Source organism: Streptomyces sp. NPDC002574 (assembly GCF_042889545.1).
GTDB lineage: Bacteria > Actinomycetota > Actinomycetes > Streptomycetales > Streptomycetaceae > Actinacidiphila.
The window spans coordinates 409,885-428,193 of sequence record NZ_JBIARB010000009.1 but is presented as its reverse complement, the minus strand read 5'-3'; the positions used below and the strand labels follow the sequence as shown (position 1 = coordinate 428,193).

11 protein-coding genes are annotated in these 18,309 nt (G+C 72.3%); 8 read left to right on the top strand and 3 right to left on the bottom strand.

The genetic code is table 11. From position 1 onward, the window contains the following. Window positions 1–253: 253 nt before the first annotated feature. From ACFYXS_RS24470 to ACFYXS_RS24450, 5 genes are all read left to right on the top strand, one after another. Entirely contained in the window at window positions 254–1,525 is a 1,272-nt protein-coding gene (locus ACFYXS_RS24470) for an extracellular solute-binding protein (RefSeq protein WP_389251594.1), read from the top strand. A 118-nt stretch (window positions 1,526–1,643) separates the two neighbouring features. Beyond that, a complete protein-coding gene (locus ACFYXS_RS24465) occupies window positions 1,644–2,645 on the top strand; it encodes a sugar ABC transporter permease (RefSeq protein ID WP_319662194.1) in 1,002 nt (333 codons plus the stop codon). Window positions 2,646–2,658: 13 nt separating this feature from the next. After that, complete coding sequence (locus ACFYXS_RS24460; protein WP_389251591.1) at window positions 2,659–3,585, top strand: sugar ABC transporter permease; 927 nt, start codon at window positions 2,659–2,661, stop codon at window positions 3,583–3,585. A 92-nt stretch (window positions 3,586–3,677) separates the two neighbouring features. After that, window positions 3,678–5,324, top strand: a complete 1,647-nt coding sequence (locus ACFYXS_RS24455; RefSeq protein ID WP_389251588.1) for a glycoside hydrolase family 13 protein — start codon at window positions 3,678–3,680, stop codon at window positions 5,322–5,324. Window positions 5,325–5,355: 31 nt separating this feature from the next. After that, window positions 5,356–6,393 (top strand): LacI family DNA-binding transcriptional regulator, encoded by a 1,038-nt coding sequence (locus tag ACFYXS_RS24450; RefSeq protein ID WP_389251586.1) that lies wholly within the window; start codon window positions 5,356–5,358, stop codon window positions 6,391–6,393. 304 nt (window positions 6,394–6,697) lie between these two features. Here the strand turns inward: ACFYXS_RS24450 and ACFYXS_RS24445 are convergent, their stop codons facing one another. Then, complete coding sequence (locus ACFYXS_RS24445) at window positions 6,698–8,203, bottom strand: hypothetical protein (RefSeq protein WP_389251584.1); 1,506 nt, start codon at window positions 8,201–8,203, stop codon at window positions 6,698–6,700. 324 nt (window positions 8,204–8,527) lie between these two features. Here ACFYXS_RS24445 and pulA point away from each other — a divergent pair, with 324 nt between their 5' ends. The 3 genes from pulA (at window position 8,528) to ACFYXS_RS24430 (ending at window position 15,339) form a co-directional block, all read left to right on the top strand. After that, a complete protein-coding gene (gene pulA / locus ACFYXS_RS24440; protein ID WP_389251582.1) occupies window positions 8,528–13,960 on the top strand; it encodes a pullulanase-type alpha-1,6-glucosidase in 5,433 nt (1,810 codons plus the stop codon). A gap of 304 nt (window positions 13,961–14,264) precedes the next feature. Further along, entirely contained in the window at window positions 14,265–14,978 is a 714-nt protein-coding gene (locus ACFYXS_RS24435) for a TNT domain-containing protein (RefSeq protein WP_389251580.1), read from the top strand. Window positions 14,979–14,988: 10 nt separating this feature from the next. Next, the gene (locus tag ACFYXS_RS24430) at window positions 14,989–15,339 is read left to right on the top strand and encodes a hypothetical protein (protein WP_389251578.1); all 351 of its coding nucleotides are present in this window, start codon (window positions 14,989–14,991) and stop codon (window positions 15,337–15,339) included. A 75-nt stretch (window positions 15,340–15,414) separates the two neighbouring features. On the opposite strand, the gene ACFYXS_RS24425 is transcribed toward ACFYXS_RS24430, so the two are convergent. Next, complete coding sequence (locus ACFYXS_RS24425; protein WP_389251576.1) at window positions 15,415–15,921, bottom strand: GNAT family N-acetyltransferase; 507 nt, start codon at window positions 15,919–15,921, stop codon at window positions 15,415–15,417. 359 nt (window positions 15,922–16,280) lie between these two features. Continuing rightward, window positions 16,281–18,260 carry a hypothetical protein gene (locus ACFYXS_RS24420; RefSeq protein WP_389251574.1) on the bottom strand — a complete coding sequence of 660 codons (1,980 nt, stop codon included), beginning with the start codon at window positions 18,258–18,260 and terminating at the stop codon, window positions 16,281–16,283. Window positions 18,261–18,309 lie beyond the last annotated feature (49 nt).

Genomic DNA, 18,309 nt, shown 5'->3' with positions numbered 1-18,309 from the left:
AGAAATTTGCGGAAGATGGCGTAACGGCTTCCAGGCCGCCGACGTTCCCACGGCACGTCTCCTCTCGGCAACTGCGAGGACACACGGACGTAACGATCGGAAGATCTTGCAAGTCTTTGCAGCAAGGTCTTTCGGGGAGCTTTCATCCCTGTTACGTTCCTCGACAGCCCGGCGGCCGCAAAGGTGCAGTCGGCAGGGGGGACGTGGAGACGCGCCCCGCACTATCACGGGCTTTCATCCTGGAGGAGATCACATGCGGCGTGGCATAGCGGCCACCGCGCTGGTTGCGGCGCTCGGGCTCGCGGCAACGGCTTGCGGCGGCGACGGCGGCAGTGACAAGGCCGACGGTCCCGTCACCATCACCTGGTGGGACACCTCGAACGCCACCAATGAGGCGCCGACCTACAAGGCCCTGGTCGCGGACTTCGAGAAGGCGAACCCGACCATCAAGGTCAAGTACGTCAACGTCCCCTTCGACGCGGCGCAGAACAAGTTCGACACCGCCGCCGGCAGCAAGGGCGCCCCCGACGTGCTCCGCTCCGAGGTCGGCTGGACGCCCGCGTTCGCCAAGAAGAGCTTCTTCCTGCCGCTGGACGGCACCGAGGCCCTCGCCGACCAGGACAAGTTCCAGGCGTCCCTGCTCAAGCAGGCCCAGTTCGACGGCAAGACCTACGGTGTCCCCTTCACCACCGACACCCTGGCGCTGGTCTACAACAAGAAGCTGTTCCAGCAGGCCGGTATCGCCGACGCCCCCAAGACCTGGGACGACCTGAAGGCCGCCGCCAAGACCATCAAGGCGAAGACCGGTGCCGACGGCTTCTGGCTGAACACCGCGTCCTACTACGCCCAGCCGTTCCTGTACGGCGAGGGCACCGACATGGTCGACACCTCCGCCAAGAAGATCACCATCAACAGTGCGGCCGCCGTCAAGGGCCTCACCACGTGGCAGAGCATGTTCTCCGGCGCCGGGCTGCACAAGGCCGACACCACCGCGGACGCCTACGCCCACATCCAGGACGCCTTCGTCAACGGCAAGGTCGCCGCGATCATCCAGGGCCCGTGGGAGATCACCAACTTCTACAAGGGCTCCGCGTTCGCCGAGAAGGACAACCTCGGCATCGCCCCCGTCCCGGCCGGGTCCGCCGGTTCGGCCGGGGCCCCCACCGGTGGCCACAACCTCGCCGTCTACGCCGGCTCGGACAAGGCCCACCAGGAGGCCTCGCTGAAGTTCGTGAACTTCATGACCTCGGCGAAGAGCCAGACCACCATCGCCCTGAAGAACTCCACGCTGCCGACCCGCTCGGACGCGTACACCGCCGAGGTGACCGCCGACCCCGGCGTCAAGGGCTTCCAGTCGGTCCTGTCGTCCGCCCAGCCGCGTCCGGAACTGCCCGAGTACAGCTCCCTGTGGGGCCCGTTCGGCGACGAGCTGACCAAGGTCGCCGGCGGCAAGGAGCCGCTGGACAAGGGCCTGGACAACGCGGCCGTCGCGATGGCCAAGCTGCTGCCCGACTACAGCAAGTGATCCCCGCGGCCGCCGGCCCCGCCCCCGAACCGGGCGGGCCGGCGGCCACCGGCTGTTCCACCCCGGAAGACGCCCCGCAAGTCACCCCGGAAGACACCCCGTAGAGAAGGCCCCAACGATGACAGTCGCCGTCGAGGGCGCGGTGCAGAAGTCGCGCGACACGCGCGGATCACGCCCCGGTCCGATCGAGCGCCTCAAGCGCTCCTACCAGAAGCACTGGTACGCGTACGCGATGATCGCCCCGGTGGTCGTCGTGCTCGGCGTCCTGGTGGGCTACCCGCTCGCCCAGGGCCTGTACCTCACGCTCACCGACGCCAACAGCCTGAACTCGGCCCGCACCATCGGCGTCAACCACATCGACGCCACCTACCAGTTCATCGGCCTGCACAACTACGCCGACATCCTGTGGGGCCCGACCTCCTACGACCGCTTCTGGTCGCACTTCATCTGGACGGTGATCTGGACCGCGGTCTGCGTCGCCCTCCACTACGGCCTGGGCCTGGGCCTCGCGCTGCTGCTCAACCAGAAGCTGCGCGGCCGCACCTTCTACCGCATGATGCTGATCCTGCCCTGGGCGGTGCCGACCTTCGTCACCGTCTTCTCCTGGCGGATCATGCTCAGCGACTCCGGGGTGGTGAACTCCGTCCTGGGGGGCCTGCATCTGCCGCAGCCGCAGTGGCTGGAGGACTCCACCTTCCAGCAGATCGCCGCGATCGGCGTCAACACCTGGGTGGGCGTGCCCTTCATGATGGTCTCGCTCCTCGGCGGCCTGCAGTCGATCCCCTCGGAGCTGTACGAGGCCGCCGAGATGGACGGCGCCAACGCCTGGCAGCGCTTCCGCAACGTGACCCTGCCGGGTCTGCGCTCGGTCAGCAGCACCGTCGTGCTGCTCGGCATCATCTGGACGTTCAACCAGTTCGCCATCATCTACCTGCTCTTCGGCAGCGGCGCACCGGACGCGCAGATCCTCGTGACCTGGGCCTACCAACTCGGGTTCGGCCAGCAGCCGCGCGACTACGCGCAGTCCGCCGCCTACGGCGTGCTCCTGCTGTCGATCCTGATCGTCTTCACCACCTTCTACCGCCGCTGGCTGGCCCGCCATGACCAGCTCGCCGCCTGAGGGGATCAGCAGCATGAGCACCACGACCCAGACCACGATCCCGGGCTCCGGCCCCGCCGGCGATCCGCAGGGCGCCGCGGCCGGGAAGCAGCGCCCGGGCGGCTACAGCCGCGGCCGGCGCAGCCGCACCGCGTCGGTGCTGTCGCACGGCGTGCTGATCGCCGCCAGCGTCATCGCCCTCTTCCCCATCGGCTGGCTGGTCTTCCTCTCCCTCGGCCCCGACAAGGACGACTACCTGCACCCCGGCCGGATCCTGGACAAGGCCGGCTTCTCCAACTACTCCTTCGTCCTGGAGCACACGGGCTTCCTGACCTGGTTCGGGAACACCCTGATCGTCGCCGGGGCCACCTGCGTCATCGGCGTGCTGATCGCGGCCACCACCGGCTACGCGGTCTCCCGCATGCGCTTCCCGGGCTACAAGAAGTTCATGTGGGCGCTGCTGGTCACCCAGATGTTCCCGGTCGCCGTGCTCATGGTCCCGATGTACGTGATCCTCTCGGACCTGGGCCTGATCGACACCTACGGCGGCCTGATCCTCATCTACTGCTCCACCGCCGTGCCGTACTGCGCGTGGATGCTCAAGGGCTACTTCGACACGATCCCCTTCGAGATCGACGAGGCCGGCCGCGTCGACGGGCTCAGCCCCTTCGGCACCTTCTGGCGGCTGGTGCTGCCGCTGGCCCGGCCCGGCCTGGCGGTGGCCGCCTTCTACACCTGCCTCACCGCCTGGGGCGAGGTCGCCTTCGCGACCACCTTCATGCTCGACGACGGCAAGTACACCCTCGCCGTCGGCCTGAGCAGCTTCGTCAGCGAGCACGACGCGCAGTGGAACTACATGGCCGCCACCGCGGTGCTCATCGCCATCCCCGTCAGCTTCGTCTTCTACCTCGTGCAGAAGCACCTGGTCACCGGCCTCACCGCCGGCGCGGCCAAGTCCTGACCGCACGACCCGGGGCACCCGGCCCGACCGGCCGGGTGCCCCGGCCCTGCCTGCATCGCCGTACCGCGCCTCCAATCCTCCAAGGGATCACCATGACCCAGTACCTGGCGGACTCCACCCGTCACCCCCACGACTCCGACCAGCCCGTGGCCGCCACGGACTGGTGGAGAGACGCGGTCATCTACCAGGTCTACCCCCGGAGTTTCGCCGACGGGAACGGCGACGGCATGGGCGACATCCCCGGTGTCCGCGAGCGCCTCCCGTACCTGCGCGACCTCGGTGTCGACGCCGTCTGGCTGAGCCCCTTCTACGCCTCGCCGCAGGCCGACGCCGGTTACGACGTCGCCGACTACCGGGCCATCGACCCGATGTTCGGCACCCTGCACGACGCCGACGGCCTGATCCGCGACGCCCACCGGCTGGGCCTGCGGATCATCGTCGACCTGGTCCCCAACCACTCCTCCGACCAGCACGAGTGGTTCAAGCAGGCGCTGCGCGAAGGCCCCGGCTCGCCGCTGCGGCAGCGCTACCACTTCCGTCCCGGCAAGGGCGAGAACGGCGAACTGCCGCCCAACGACTGGGAGTCCATCTTCGGCGGCCCGGCCTGGACCCGCGCGATCGGCCGGGACGGCAAGGGGGAGGAATGGTTCCTGCACCTGTTCGCGCCCGAGCAGCCCGACTTCAACTGGGAGCACCCGGCCGTCCACGACGAGTTCCGCTCGATCCTGCGGTTCTGGCTCGACATGGGCGTCGACGGCTTCCGCATCGACGTCGCGCACGGTCTGGTGAAGGCCGCAGGCCTGCCCGACATCGGCGCCCACGAGCAGCTCAAGCTCCTTGGCAACGATGTCCTGCCGTTCTTCGACCAGGACGGCGTCCACGAGATCTACCGCTCGTGGCGGCGCATCCTCGACGAATTCGACGGCCAGCGCATCGCGGTCGCCGAGGCCTGGACCCCCACCGTGGAGCGCACGGCCCACTACGTCCGCTCCGACGAGCTGCACCAGGCCTTCAACTTCCAGTACCTGGGCACCAAGTGGGACGCCCCGGAGCTGCGCGAGGTCATCGACCGCTCGCTGGACGCCATGCGCCCGGTCGCCGCGCCCACCACCTGGGTGCTGTCCAACCACGACGTCGTCCGCCACGCCACCCGGCTGTCCGCCGACGAGAAGACCTACGACGTGCGCCGCGCCCGCGCCGCCTCCCTGCTCATGCTGGCGCTGCCCGGCTCGGCGTACGTCTACCAGGGCGAGGAGCTCGGCCTGCCCGAGGTCACCGACCTGCCGGACGAGGCCCGCCAGGACCCGGCGTTCTTCCGCGCGGCCGGTCAGGACGGCTTCCGCGACGGCTGCCGGGTGCCGATCCCGTGGTCGGCGGAGGGCACTTCGTACGGCTTCGGCAGCGGTGGCAGCTGGCTGCCGCAGCCCGCCTCCTGGGCCGGGCTGAGCGTCGAGGCCCAGACCGGGGACCCCGACTCCACCCTGGAGCTGTACCGCGCAGCGCTGCGGCTGCGCCGCGAGCTGCCCGGCCTCGGCGCGGGGGAGTCGGTGCACTGGCAGGACGCCCCGCAGGGCGTGCTGGTCTTCCGCCGCCCCGGCTTCGCGTGCACCGTCAACACCACCGGCGCCCCGGTGACCCTGCCGGCGCCCGGCACGGTGCTGCTGAGCAGCGCTCCCGTCGAGGTCACGGCGGACGGGGTGGTCCTCCCGTCCGACGCGACCGTCTGGTGGGCCGTTTGACGTGCGCCGCGGTCGCATAGGGTCGGGGACTGTGAACACCACGGCCCGCCTCGCCGACATCGCGGCCCAGGCGGGGGTCAGTGAGGCCACCGCCAGCCGCGTGCTGAACGGGAAGGCGGGGGTCGCCCCCGCCACCCGGCAGAAGGTGCTGGCCGCACTGGACGTGCTCGGTTACGAGCGCCCGGTGCGGCTGCGCCAGCGCAGCGCCGGCCAGATCGGTCTGATCACCCCCGAGCTCAACAACCCGATCTTCCCGGCCTTCGCCCAGGTCATCGAGCAGAACCTGACCGGCTACGGCTACACCGCGGTGCTGTGCACCCAGCACCCCGGCGGCTCCACCGAGGACGAACTGGTGGAGGCGCTGGTGGAGCGCGGGGTGCGCGGCATCGTCTTCCTGTCCGGCCTGCACGCCGACGTCACCGCCGACCCCGAGCGCTACGCCCGGCTCCTCGGCCAGGGCGTGCCCTACGTGCTGGTCAACGGCTACAACCCGGCGATCGCCGGGCCGTACATCTCGCCGGACGAGCGCGCCTCGGCGCGCATCGCCGTGCAGCACCTGGTGGAGCTCGGCCACCAGCGGATCGGCCTGGCCGTGGGACCCAACCGCTATGTGCCGGTGCACCGCAAGGTGGACGGGTTCGTCGAGGCGCTCGGCGACTTCCTGGGCCTCGGCGAGGAGGAGGCCGCGGGCTGTGTGCAGCACACGCTGTTCTCCGTCGAGGGCGGTCATGCGGCCGCCGGCGCGCTGCTGGACCGGGGCTGCACGGGCATCGTGTGCGGCAGCGACCTGATGGCGCTGGGGGCCGTGCGGGCGGCGCGGGAGCGGGGCCTGGCGGTCCCCGGGGACGTCTCGGTGGTCGGCTACGACGACTCGCCGCTGATCGCCTTCACCGATCCGCCGCTGACCACGGTCCGGCAGCCGGTCGAGGCGATGGGCGCGGCCGCCGTGAACGCGCTGCTGGAGGAGATCGGCGGCAATCCGGTGCAGCGTTCGGAGTTCGTCTTCCAGACGGAGCTCGTCGTGCGCGGCTCCACCGGCCAGGCTCCCGGCGGCGGCAGGCGCTCCTGACGGAGGGCGCGCGCGGGGTCCGCCTCGGTGGGGCGGGCTGCGCCGTGCTTCGCCGGGGCGGACCCCGGGACCCGCCCCGGGCGGGGCGTGGCGGGGTGGCTCTTCGGCCCCGGGATCCGCCGCCGTCGATGTCTCCGGTCCAGCCGGCCGGGCGCGTGGGGCCGCCGTCAGGGGCGGACCCCCGGCCGGCCGGACCGGGATGAGGAGGAACGTAACAGCGCCTCACCGCGGGATGGAAGGCCCCTGCAGAAAGTTTCTGCAAGATTCTGCAGGTAGACGCGGTGGGGGTGGTGCCCGCGAGGACTCAGGGCGCGATGCCCACACCCGGCAGCCGGCTGAGCACCCGCTCCCGCGCGGCGGACAGCGCCGGCCAGTGCAGGCCCCCCGGCCGCGGCCGGACGCGGGTGGCGTACGGGCGCGGGGAGTAGCCCGGGTCGAAGAAGCACCCGGTGCCGTAGGTGGCGTCGAACGCCGGGCAGGAGGCCGCGACCGACGCCGGCGTGGGCCTGCGGCCGGTGCGCGCCCAGTCCGCCAGGGCGTCGACGGCGGCGGCGTACTCCGCGGCGCTCAGCTCGCTGTGCTCGGTCTCCCGGGTGAAGGTCTGCACGAGACCGATTCCCCGGCGGCCGTGGGCGCCGTGGGTACCGTGGGCGCCCTCCAGGGACGCCCGGTAGGCCGCCTCGTGCTCGACGAACGCCGTGGGGTCGTCGATGGCGTGCACCGTGAGCACGGGAAGGGAGACGGCGCCGGTGACGTCGCTGTCGAAGGACAGGTCGCGCAGGGCCGTGGGGTCCGGGGAGAAGCGCTCCACACCCGCGTTGAGCGCCGCGTCGTCGTGCGATCCGGTGTAGCGCACCGACTCGTTGCCGAACGGGTTGCGTCCGCCCAGCCGGTTGGCGACGATGTCGCGGAAGGTGAAGGTCGCGAAGCGCAGGTGCGACTCCAGCGTCCGCTCGGGGATCCGCGTCACCGCGAGGATGTCGTCCAGGTTCCGCTGCTGCAGGGGCGTGCGCTCCTGCGGTGGTGACGCGAGACCGGTGCACTCCTGGAGCCTGGAGCGCAGGCCCGCCGTGGTCATCGTCGAGTCCGCGCGCAGCCCCGTCCACAGCGGGTACGGGGGTTCGGTCGGGCGCGGGTGGTTCCGGCAGTAGTACTGGTAGACCACGCGCAGGTCCACCCGGTAGTCGTAGCCGCGCGAACCGCCGCCCAGGACACCGCTGGTCAGCAGGGCGCCGTCGTACGGGGCGTGCCGGCCCGTGCCGTAGATCTCGGCGACCTTGGCCGCCACGTTCCCGCCCCAGGACTGGCCGTGGACGAAGGTCCGGCGCGGGGTGCCGAACCGCCCGACGAACAGCCGCCGGACGTTCTCGGTGTCCGCGGCGGCCATCCGCGTGCCGTAGCCGCCGCGGCGGTACGAGGAACCCGCCCAGGCGTAGCCCTCCTCGACCATCACCGACCAGCGCTCCAGGTCCCCGGTGCTGCGCTCGGGGTCGGAGCTGTCGCCGAGGTCGGGGCCGCCGTGGGCGTGCACGACCAGCGAGCCGTTCCAGTCGTGCGGGACGGCCATCGCGTAGAAGGCGCCGTTGGCGTCCTGGCCCCGGTAGCAGGTGGCCTCCGCCGCGAGGTTCGCCGGGCACGGCGCCGGGGCGGGCCCGCCGGCCGCGGCGGCCGGGGCGGGGCCGGCCGCACCGGCGGCGAGGAGTCCGGCGAGGGCGCCGGCGACGGCGGCGACGCGGCGCCGCGCGGACCGGCTCCGTACCGATGGCGCAGGTACCGCGGAGCGTGTGCGGCGAGAGAAGTGTCGGAGCATCTCCTCGTCTCCCTTCGGTCTTCCCGCGCACCGTTGCGCGGCGCACCGATGGTCGATGACCGCAGGTCGGGGGTCCAGGGACTCCGGGTTTGCGTTCATAGTGTTCGGTGACGACCCGTCAGATACGGTGCGGCGGGGGCGTGTCGGGACGCGGCACCGTTGGGGCGTGACCGCATTGGAAATCCTTGCGACATCTTGCTGTAAGACCCGCGCAAGAGGTACGGTCCCGCTCACGGTCCGGCACTGCCGCCGGGCCACGGCTCATGGCGCGTGGGCTCCCAGAGGTACACCCGTCCGCACACGGATTCCGCAAGGAGAACCCCCGTGGCCCAGCCCACCGGGCTGCCCGCGTCCGCCGCGCGTTCACGCGCGCGCAGACGCGGAGCCGCAGCCGTCGCGGTGGCGGCCCTCGCCGCCGCTCTCGCTGTTCCCGCCTCGGCCCCCGCGGCCTCGGCCGCCGCCCCGCCCGCCCCGCCGTCCGACGCCGTGCTCGCCGCACAGCCGGCACGCCACGACCTGACGCGGGAGCAGTTCTACTTCGTCCTGCCGGATCGTTTCGCCAACGGCGACCCCTCCAACGACAGGGGCGGCCTGACCGGTACCCGGCTCGGCACCGGCTACGACCCCGCCGACAAGGGCTTCTACCAGGGCGGCGACCTCAAGGGGCTCGCCCGGCGGCTCGACTACATCAAGGGCCTCGGCACCACCGCGATATGGATGGCCCCGATCTTCAAGAACCGGCCCGTCCAGGGCACGGGGGACCAGGCCTCGGCCGGCTACCACGGTTACTGGATCACCGACTTCACCCAGGTCGACCCGCACTTCGGCACCAACGCCGACCTCACGTCGCTGATCTCCAAGGCCCACGCCAAGGGCATGAAGGTCTTCTTCGACGTCATCACCAACCACACCGCCGACGTCGTGGACTACGACGAGAAGTCCTACGGCTACCTCTCCAAGGGCGCGTTCCCGTACCTGACGAAGGACGGCGTGCCCTTCGACGACAGCGACTACGCGAAGGGCGGCAAGGGCTTCCCCGCCGTCGACCGCGACTCCTTCCCCCGCACCCCCGTCGTCACCGCGAACAGCAAGGTCCCGGCCTGGCTCAACGACCCGACGATGTACCACGACCGGGGCGACTCCACCTTCGCCGGCGAGAGCGCCGACCAGGGCGACTTCTCCGGCCTGGACGACCTGTGGACCGAGCGTCCCGAGGTCGTGAGGGGCATGGAGGCGATCTACGAGAAGTGGGTCCGCGACTTCGCCGTCGACGGCTTCCGCATCGACACCGTCAAACACGTCGACCTGCCGTTCTGGACCCAGTGGGCCACGGCCCTCGACGCGTACGCCGCGCGGCACGGCCGCAAGGACTTCTTCATGTTCGGCGAGGTGTACTCCGCCGACACCGCCATCACCTCCCCGTACGTCACGCAGGGGCGGCTGGACTCGACGCTCGACTTCCCCTTCCAGGACGCCGCCCGCCAGTACGCCTCCCAGGGCGGCTCCGCGGCCCGGCTCGGCTCGGTCTTCGGCGACGACTACCGGTACACCACCGACAAGGCCAACGCGTACGAGCAGGTCACCTTCCTCGGCAACCACGACATGGGCCGCATCGGCACGTTCCTGAAGCAGGACAACCCGAAGGCCGACGACGCCGAACTCGTCCGGCGCGACCGGCTCGCCAACGAGCTGATGTTCCTCTCGCGCGGCAACCCCGTCGTCTACTACGGCGACGAGCAGGGCTTCACCGGTGCGGGCGGTGACAAGGACGCCCGCCAGACGATGTTCGCCTCCAAGGTCGCCGACTACCTCGACGACGACGAACTGGGCACCGACCGCACCCACGCGAGCGACGCCTACGACACGAACGCCCCGCTCTACCGGGCGATCGCGAAGCTGTCCGCGCTCCGCAGGACCGACCCTGCCCTGGCCGACGGTGTCCAGACCGAGCGCTACGCGGCCGACGGCGCCGGGATCTACGCCTTCTCGCGCACGGACGCCACGTCCCGCGGCGAGTACGTCGTCGCGGTGAACAACGCAACGGAGGCGAGGACCGCCGCCGTTCCGACCGGCTCCGCGAACACCGCCTTCACCGCGCTCTACGGCACGCAGGGCTCCGTCACCAGCGGCGCCGACACGAAGATCGCTGTCACGGTCCCGGCCCTGTCCGCCGTGGTCTACAAGGCGGCGAAGCCGCTCGGTACCCCGTCCGCCCGTCCGGCCCTGACCCTCACGGCCCCCGCCGCGGGCGCCACCGGCACCGTCGAGCTCTCCGCAGGCGTGGACGGCGGGCAGTTGAACCGGGTCGTCTTCGCCGCCCAGACCGGCAACGGGCCGTGGAAGGTGCTCGGCTCCGCGGACCACGCGCCGTACCGGGTCACCCAGGTGGTCGGCGACGACGTGACGCCCGGCACCGCGCTGCGGTACAAGGCGGTCGTGATCGATTCCGCCGGCCGCACCGCGAGCGCCACCGCCGAGACCACCAGCGGCACCCCGGCCCCGCCGGAGACACCCGTGGCGAGCAGCCGCGACTACGCGATCGTCCACTACAAGCGGGCCGACAACGCTTACGCCGACTGGCGCCTGTACGCCTGGGGCGACATCGCCGACGGCGAGGGCACCACCTGGCCCGCCGGGCACGACTTCATCGGCCGGGACGCCTACGGAGCCTTCGCCTACGTCAAGCTCAAGCCCGGTGCGTCCAGCGTCGGTTACCTCGTCATCGACAAGGACGGCACCAAGGACGTCGCCGCCGACCGGTTCATCGACGTCACCAAGACCGGTGAGATCTGGGTCGAACAGGGCAAGGAGGCCGTCGCCACCCAGGCACCCTCCGGCACCGAGCCGGGGCAGGACACCTCGAAGGCTGTCCTGCACTACCACCGGGCCGACGGAGACTACACCGGCTGGGGTCTGCACACCTGGACCGGCGCCGCGAACCCGACCGACTGGACCGCCCCGTTGCAGCCGGTCAGGACCGACGCCTTCGGCGCCGTCTTCGAGGTGCCGCTCGCCGCGGGCGCCACGTCGCTCAGCTACATCCTGCACGACGGCGACACCAAGGACCTGCCCGCCGACCAGTCGCTCGACCTCGCCACCTACGGACACGAGGTGTGGCTCCTGAACGGCACCGAGAAATACCTGCTGCCCTCCACCGCCGGCTCCTCCGCCGACCTCGACCTGTCCTCGGCCAAGGCCCAGTGGATCGACGCGGACACCGTCGCCTGGAGGACCGGTGACACCGCCGCCAGCGTCCAGCTGGTCTACACCCCCGACGGCGGCCTGACCGTGAAGGACGGCGCGCTGGCCGGAGAGGGCCACTGGCTCCGCCTCAACCGGGTCGCGGGCGGCCTCACCGACGCACAGAAGGCCCGCTTCCCGCACCTGAAGGACTACGCGGCCTTCACGATCGACCCGCGCGACCGCGATCGCGTGCGTACCGCCCTCACCGGGCAGGTCGTCGCCACGCAGCGCCTGGCCAATGGGGCACTGCTCGCCGCGACCGGCGTCCAGATCGCGGGTGTCCTGGACGACCTGTACGCGGCCGGGGCGACCAGGGCCGCGCTCGGCCCGGTCTTCTCCCACGGCAGGCCCACGCTCTCCGTTTGGGCCCCGACCGCCCAGTCCGTCTCCCTGGACCTGGCCGGACGCACCGTTCCGATGCGGCGCGACGCGGCCACCGGCGTGTGGAGCGTGACCGGTGAGCGCAGCTGGACCGGCAAGCCCTACCGCTACGCCGTGAAGGTCTGGGCGCCGAGCGTCCGGAAGGTCGTCACCAACACGGTCACCGACCCCTACTCGGTGGCCCTGACCGCCGACTCGAAGCAGAGCCTCGTCGTCGACCTCGACGACAGGGCGCTCGCCCCGAGCGGCTGGTCGCAGCTGACCAAGCCCAAGGCGGTCGGTCTGAACAACGCCCAGATCCAGGAACTCCACATCCGGGACTTCTCCGCCGAGGACGCCACCGTCCCGGCCGCGGACCGGGGCAAGTACACCGCCTTCACCGACACCGGCTCCGCCGGGATGAGCCACCTGCGGGCGCTCGCGAAGTCCGGTGTCTCCTACGTCCACCTGCTGCCGGCCTTCGACTTCGCCACCGTCGCCGAGAAGACCGCCGACCAGGCCCGCGTCGACTGCGACCTCGCCGGCTACCCGGCCGACTCCGACCGGCAGCAGGAGTGCCTGGCGGCCGTCGCCGCCAAGGACGCCTACAACTGGGGCTACGACCCCTTCCACTACACCGTCCCCGAGGGCTCCTACGCCACCGACCCGGACGGCACCCGGCGCACCGTCGAGTTCCGCAGGATGGTGCAGAGCCTCAACACCTCGGGGCTGCGGGTCGTCATGGACGTGGTCTACAACCACACCGCCGCGAGCGGCCAGGACGACACGTCCGTCCTCGACAAGGTCGTGCCCGGCTACTACCAGCGGCTGCTGGACGACGGCACCGTGGCCAACTCCACCTGCTGCTCCAACACCGCGCCCGAGAACGCGATGATGGGCAAGCTGGTCGTCGACTCGATCGTCACCTGGGCCAAGGAGTACAAGGTCGACGGCTTCCGCTTCGACCTGATGGGCCACCACCCCAAGGCGAACATCCTCGCCGTCCGCAAGGCCCTCGACGCCCTGACCCTCGCGAAGGACGGCGTCGACGGCAAGAAGATCATCCTGTACGGCGAGGGCTGGAACTTCGGCGAGGTCGCCGACGACGCCCGCTTTGTGCAGGCCACCCAGAAGAACATGGCCGGCACCGGCGTCGCCACCTTCTCCGACCGGGCCCGCGACGCGGTCCGCGGCGGCGGCCCCTTCGACTCCGACCCCGGCGTCCAGGGCTTCGCCTCGGGCCTGTTCACCGACCCCAACGGCTCCGCCGCCAACGGCACCGAGGCCGAGCAGAAGGCCCGCCTGCTGCACTACCAGGACCTCATCAAGGTCGGCCTCACCGGCAACCTGAAGTCCTTCTCCTTCACCGACACCAGCGGCAAGGAGGTCACCGGCGCCGAGGTCGACTACAACGACTCGCCCGCCGGTTACGCGGACGCGCCGGGCGACGCCCTCGCCTACGTGGACGCCCACGACAACGAGTCGCTCTTCGACGCCCTCGCCTACAAACTGCCGAAGGGCACCGCGCCCGCCGACCGGGCCCGGATGCAGGTGCTCGCCGAGTCCGTCCCGGCCCTCTCCCAGGGTCCGGCGCTCTACCAGGCCGGTTCCGACCTATTGCGATCCAAGTCCCTGGACCGCAACTCCTTCGACTCCGGGGACTGGTTCAACGCCGTCCACTGGGACTGCCGGACCGGCAACGGCTTCGGCCGGGGCCTGCCGCCGAGGGCCGACAACGAGTCCAAGTGGCCGTACGCCGAGCCCCTGCTGACCGCGCCCACCCTCACGGTCGGCTGCCCGGAGATCACCGCGGCCTCGGCGGCGTACCAGGACCTGCTGCGCATCCGCTCGACCGAGCCCGCCTTCGGGCTCACGACGGCCGCGCAGGTGCGGGACCGGCTCTCCTTCCCGCTGTCCGGCAAGGACGAGACCCCGGGTGTCATCACCATGAGGCTCGGCGACCTGGTCGTGGTCCTCAACGCCACCCCGCGGGCCCAGGAGCAGCGGGTCGCCGCCCTCGCCGGTACGGGCTACGCCCTCCACCCGGTCCAGGCCGCGGGTTCCGATCCCGTGGTCAAGCGGTCCGCCTACGACGCCGCCTCGGGCACCTTCACCGTCCCGGCGCGGACCGTCGCGGTGTACGTCCGCCGGTAACGCGACGCTCCGTCACCGCCCGGTCGGCGCACCCCTGCCAGGGGTGCCCCGGCCGGGCGGTGCTGCGTACGGGCGAACTCCGCGTCCATCCGCGTGAATACCGGGCATGTCCTCCCGGCATCGTGATCTCCGAGGGGTACGTATCGGGCGGCTCCGGTGACACTCCGTAAACAGCCTGGTCCCCGGAAGCCCCACCGTGTCACCGCGGCCGCCCGCCCATGCAACGGCGTGCCGCGGACCACCCTTGGAGGATTCCTTGAAGCGTCGCCGTCGAATATCGCTTTCCACCGTTTCGGCCCTTCTGGTGCTGCTCGGCAGCACGCTGGCCGGGGCGGGCGGGTCGGCGCAGGCCGACGAACGGGGGCCGGCGGCCGTGGCCCCGGTCGTCGGGCACCGTGCCCCGGCGGACCATGGGCCGGGCGCGAAGCCGAAGTCGCCCCTGGTCGGCGACCCGAAGAACCCCCGCGCCTGCCGCGGCATCCCCTTCACCGACCCCGCGTTCTTCTGCGGCGACCCCCGGCTCGGCCCGCGGTTCCTGCCGAAGAAGGGCCCCCTGGGCGCCATCCTCGCCGACTACCGGCGCCTCGCGGGCCAGACCGCGAACGGGTTCATCCAGACCTGGTGGAGCCCCGCGACGGGCTACCGCTTCCCGGCCCCGCCGCCGCCGGACGGCTTCCGGACGGGCACGGCGCCCTTCGCCATCGCCCTGGTCTTCACCACCGGGCAGAAACTCGACCGCTTCGGAGGCGAGGGCGGCAGGTTCCTGGCGCCGGCCGGCACCCCGTTCTCCCAGCGCTCCCTTCCGCCGCAGAGCCTCAACACCATCGAGGGCGGGTACCCGTTCAACTACCACCTGTACAAGGTCCTCAGGCCGTTCAACGTCGCGGCCGTCCCGGTCCTCGCGGGACCCATCGAGCCCTGGTTCGGGCAGCCGGGCAACGGCCTGCAGTACGTCCTGCCCCCGGGCGACAGCGTCGCCGCCCACGTGGCCAACGGCGACCTGGCGCGCCTGAACTGACGGGACGGGCATGAACCGACGTGAGCTGTGCGAGGCGCTCGCCGCCGCGGGTGTGGCCGACGGGTTGTACGAGATTCCCGGATTCCACGAGAACACCCCGCGCCCCGTGGACTTCAGGTACCTCCGGCAGGAGGGCGACGCCTGGGTCGTGGGCAACCACGAACGGGGTGCGGACGATCCGCACGGGCGGTTCGGCACCGAGGACGCGGCCTGCCGCTTCCTCCACGAGCAGCTCACGGACCGGGGACCCGGTCCCGGGCACGGCGCCGGCGAGGAGATGGAGGCGGTCCTGCGGGACCGCGAGGAGATCCTGCGTGCGGCCGACGCGGCGTACGACCGGGCCCGTCGCGCACAGCCCTGACCGGGGCCCGGTCACCTCAGCGGCGGAGCGGCCCGCCCCCGGACCCCGGGGCGGGCCGCTCCGCTTCCGGCGTTCCTACAGCTTCTTCTCCAGCAGCGTCACCGCGTACGGGCTGCCCTTGCCGCCCTGTTTGCGGGGCTGCTCACCGACGACGGTGTAGCCGGCCGCCTCGTACCAGCCGCGCAGTTGCAGGTTGCCGGCCACGCAGTCCAGCCGGACCCAGCCGCGCCCCGCGGCGGCTGTGCGGCGTTCGGCCTCGGCAAGCATGGCCCGGCCGGCGCCGCGCGGGGCCGCCGCGCGGTCCACCATCAGCCGGTGCACATAGCCGGCGTCCGGCGGCCGGACGCCCCAGGCGGCCTCGTCCGTCCACCACAGCTCCCAGCCGCCGACGACCCGGCCGCCGTTCTCGGCGAGCCACACCTCGCCCTCGGCCATGCGGGCCCGGAAGTGGTCCTCGCCCATCTCGCCGGGCTTCCACTGGTCGATGCCCCGTTCGAGCATCCAGCGCGCGGCGCCGTCCCGGAGGCGTACGAGGAGGGGGGCGTCGGAGTGCTCCGCGAGCCGGAAGCCGAGGTCGTTCATGCCGCCATTGTCGCCGACCGTCCCCGGGCCCTCGCCGGGCGGGCCGCACCGCGACCTGGCGCAGCACGCCGAGCACGCCGAGCACGCGGCGTCACGGTGCCGTGCGTCCGCCCGGCGCGTGTGCGGGCGCCCGGGTTCCCGCACACCCCCGGCCCTGCGTGGACCGAGGCCGGAGACCGGTGTCCGCGCGCTCCGGTGCCGGACCCGGTCCTGGGGCGCACGGCGGTCGAAGCGGCTCCCGGAGGACCAGGCACCCGGCAGGAGAGACCGCCTTCCGGCGCGGGCCGCAGCCCAGCGGGCGGGGCGACGGACGGGGCCGCCGGGCCGGTGGAGGCCACCGGGCCGACGGCCCTGAGGGGTCAGCGCAGCGTGGTGATCCCGGTGCCCGAGTCGAGCACCGCCGACAGCTCGGCCCGGGCGCCCTGCTCGGCCCGCACCGCCATCGTCGGGCCCTCGGCGGAACCGGTCACGCCGCCGGTGGCGTTGATCCGGGCGACGTCGGGGCTGCCGGCCGCCAGCAGGTACCAGTGCCCGGCCGTGGACTTCCACAGCACCCCGGCCAGCACCTGGGGCACCGACCGTCCGCACGCCCCGGTGTCCTTGGTGCTCTGGCCCACCGGCGCGCCCGGGCTGGTCGGCTCGGCGACCGGCGGCAGGAACAGGGCCAGGGTCCGGCCGTTCGTGCCCGTCCAGGTGTCGGCACGGGTGCACAGCCAGGCGGCGCGGCCGTTGTCCTCGGGCAGCCGCTGCTCGGCGTACTGCCAGGTGTTGACCGTACGGACCCCCATGCCCCGCATGGAGCCGAGGTGGCAGGCGGTGCGCGCCCAGCTCGCCAGGGCGTCCTTGCCGGCGGCCTCGGCCGGCGCCGCGCTGTCCGCCGCCTGGTACGTCAGGTGCACCGGCACGAGGTCGCCCAGGTCGGTGAGGAGGAACGGCTTGTCCGGGCCCACGCCCTTCGCCGCCTGGAACTCCAGCGCCGGCCACGAGGTGCCGCACGGCCCGTCGGCGCCGGCCGAAGAGGTGTCGCTCGCCGCGCCCGGCATCCGCACGGGGTCGGTCACCCCGTCCGCCGTCCGCCCCAGCTTCTGGGCGGGCCGGCCCGGTCCGAGCAGATCACGGGACGCCGACCCGGTCACCCACGGGGCGGTCAGGAAGCGGGTGTTGCCGTCGATCCTGCCGAGCACCACGGCGGCGGTCGACGCGTCCGCGCCGTCCACCCGCGTGAAGTCCAGGGCCGCCTCGCCCTTGCCGTCGCGCGGCTCCGCGTAGCGCACGAGCCGCAGGCCGTCGTACATCAGCACCACGGTGGCGGCGTCGACGTCGCCCGCGTACAGCAGTTGCGGGGGCTGCGCGGGCAGGCCCTCGGTGGTGCCCTTGGTGGCCGAGACCGCCACCCGCTCGCCGGGGTGCGCCCACACCTGGAGCGCCCGGCCGAGCAGCCCCGCGTCCTTGGCGCGGCCGCCGCGGGTCGGCCAGACGGTGAAGTCCACCCGGGAGGCGCGCTTCCACGCGGTGTTGTCCACCCGGACCAGCTGCGCCGGGTCCAGGAATCCCGCGCCGTACGCGTTCGGGGGGCCGCCGGCGGAGTACGGTTCCGGGCCGCCGCCCAGCACGGCCACCAGGACCGCGGTGACCGCCACCGCGGCGCCCGCGATCAGCCCGGCCCGGCCGTGCTGCCGCCTGCGCAGCAGATCCGTCGGCCGGGCCTGCACCGTGCACGGGTCGAAGCCGCCCGCGCCGAGCAGCCCGTACGGGACCGCCTCCGCGGACTTGAGCGCCGCCCGCGGGTCGGGCGCGTCGGCGGCGGCGAGCAGTTTGCGCACCTCGCGGCCGTCGGAGCGGCGCAGGTTCTCCAGCTCCAGCAGCGCGTACGCCGCCCGGGCCGGGGCGTCGAGCCCGGCCAGCGCCCGGTCGAGGGCGGCCTCGTCCGTCCCGCCCGCCTTCGGATGCAGCCGCAGGCCCCAGACGTGCGGCGGCAGGACACCCGTGGCCACCTTCCGCAGCCAGCCGCGGGCGCCCTCCTCCTGCTCGAACGCCAGCGCCGCGCACAGCACTTCCTGCCGCATCAGGGCGTACGACCGGTCCACCGGGCCGCGGGGCCCCGGCACGCCGAGCGAGGCCGGGTCCGGCTCGCTCGCCGACCTCGGCAGGGCGCGCTGCACCAGGGTGTGCGCGTTCATCACCCGGCGGTGCCTGCCGAGCCCCGCGGGCAGGATCAGATACGCGAGCCGGACCAGATGCGGGTAGTTCTCGACGAGCGCGGCCTCGGCCTCCTCGACGTCCACGATCACGGGAGCGCCGCGCCGGGTCCGGGTGGCGGTCGCTTGTTGAGAAGTCACGTTCCGTAGAACGAGTGAAGCCCGGGGAGGTCACCCCGCCGCATACGGG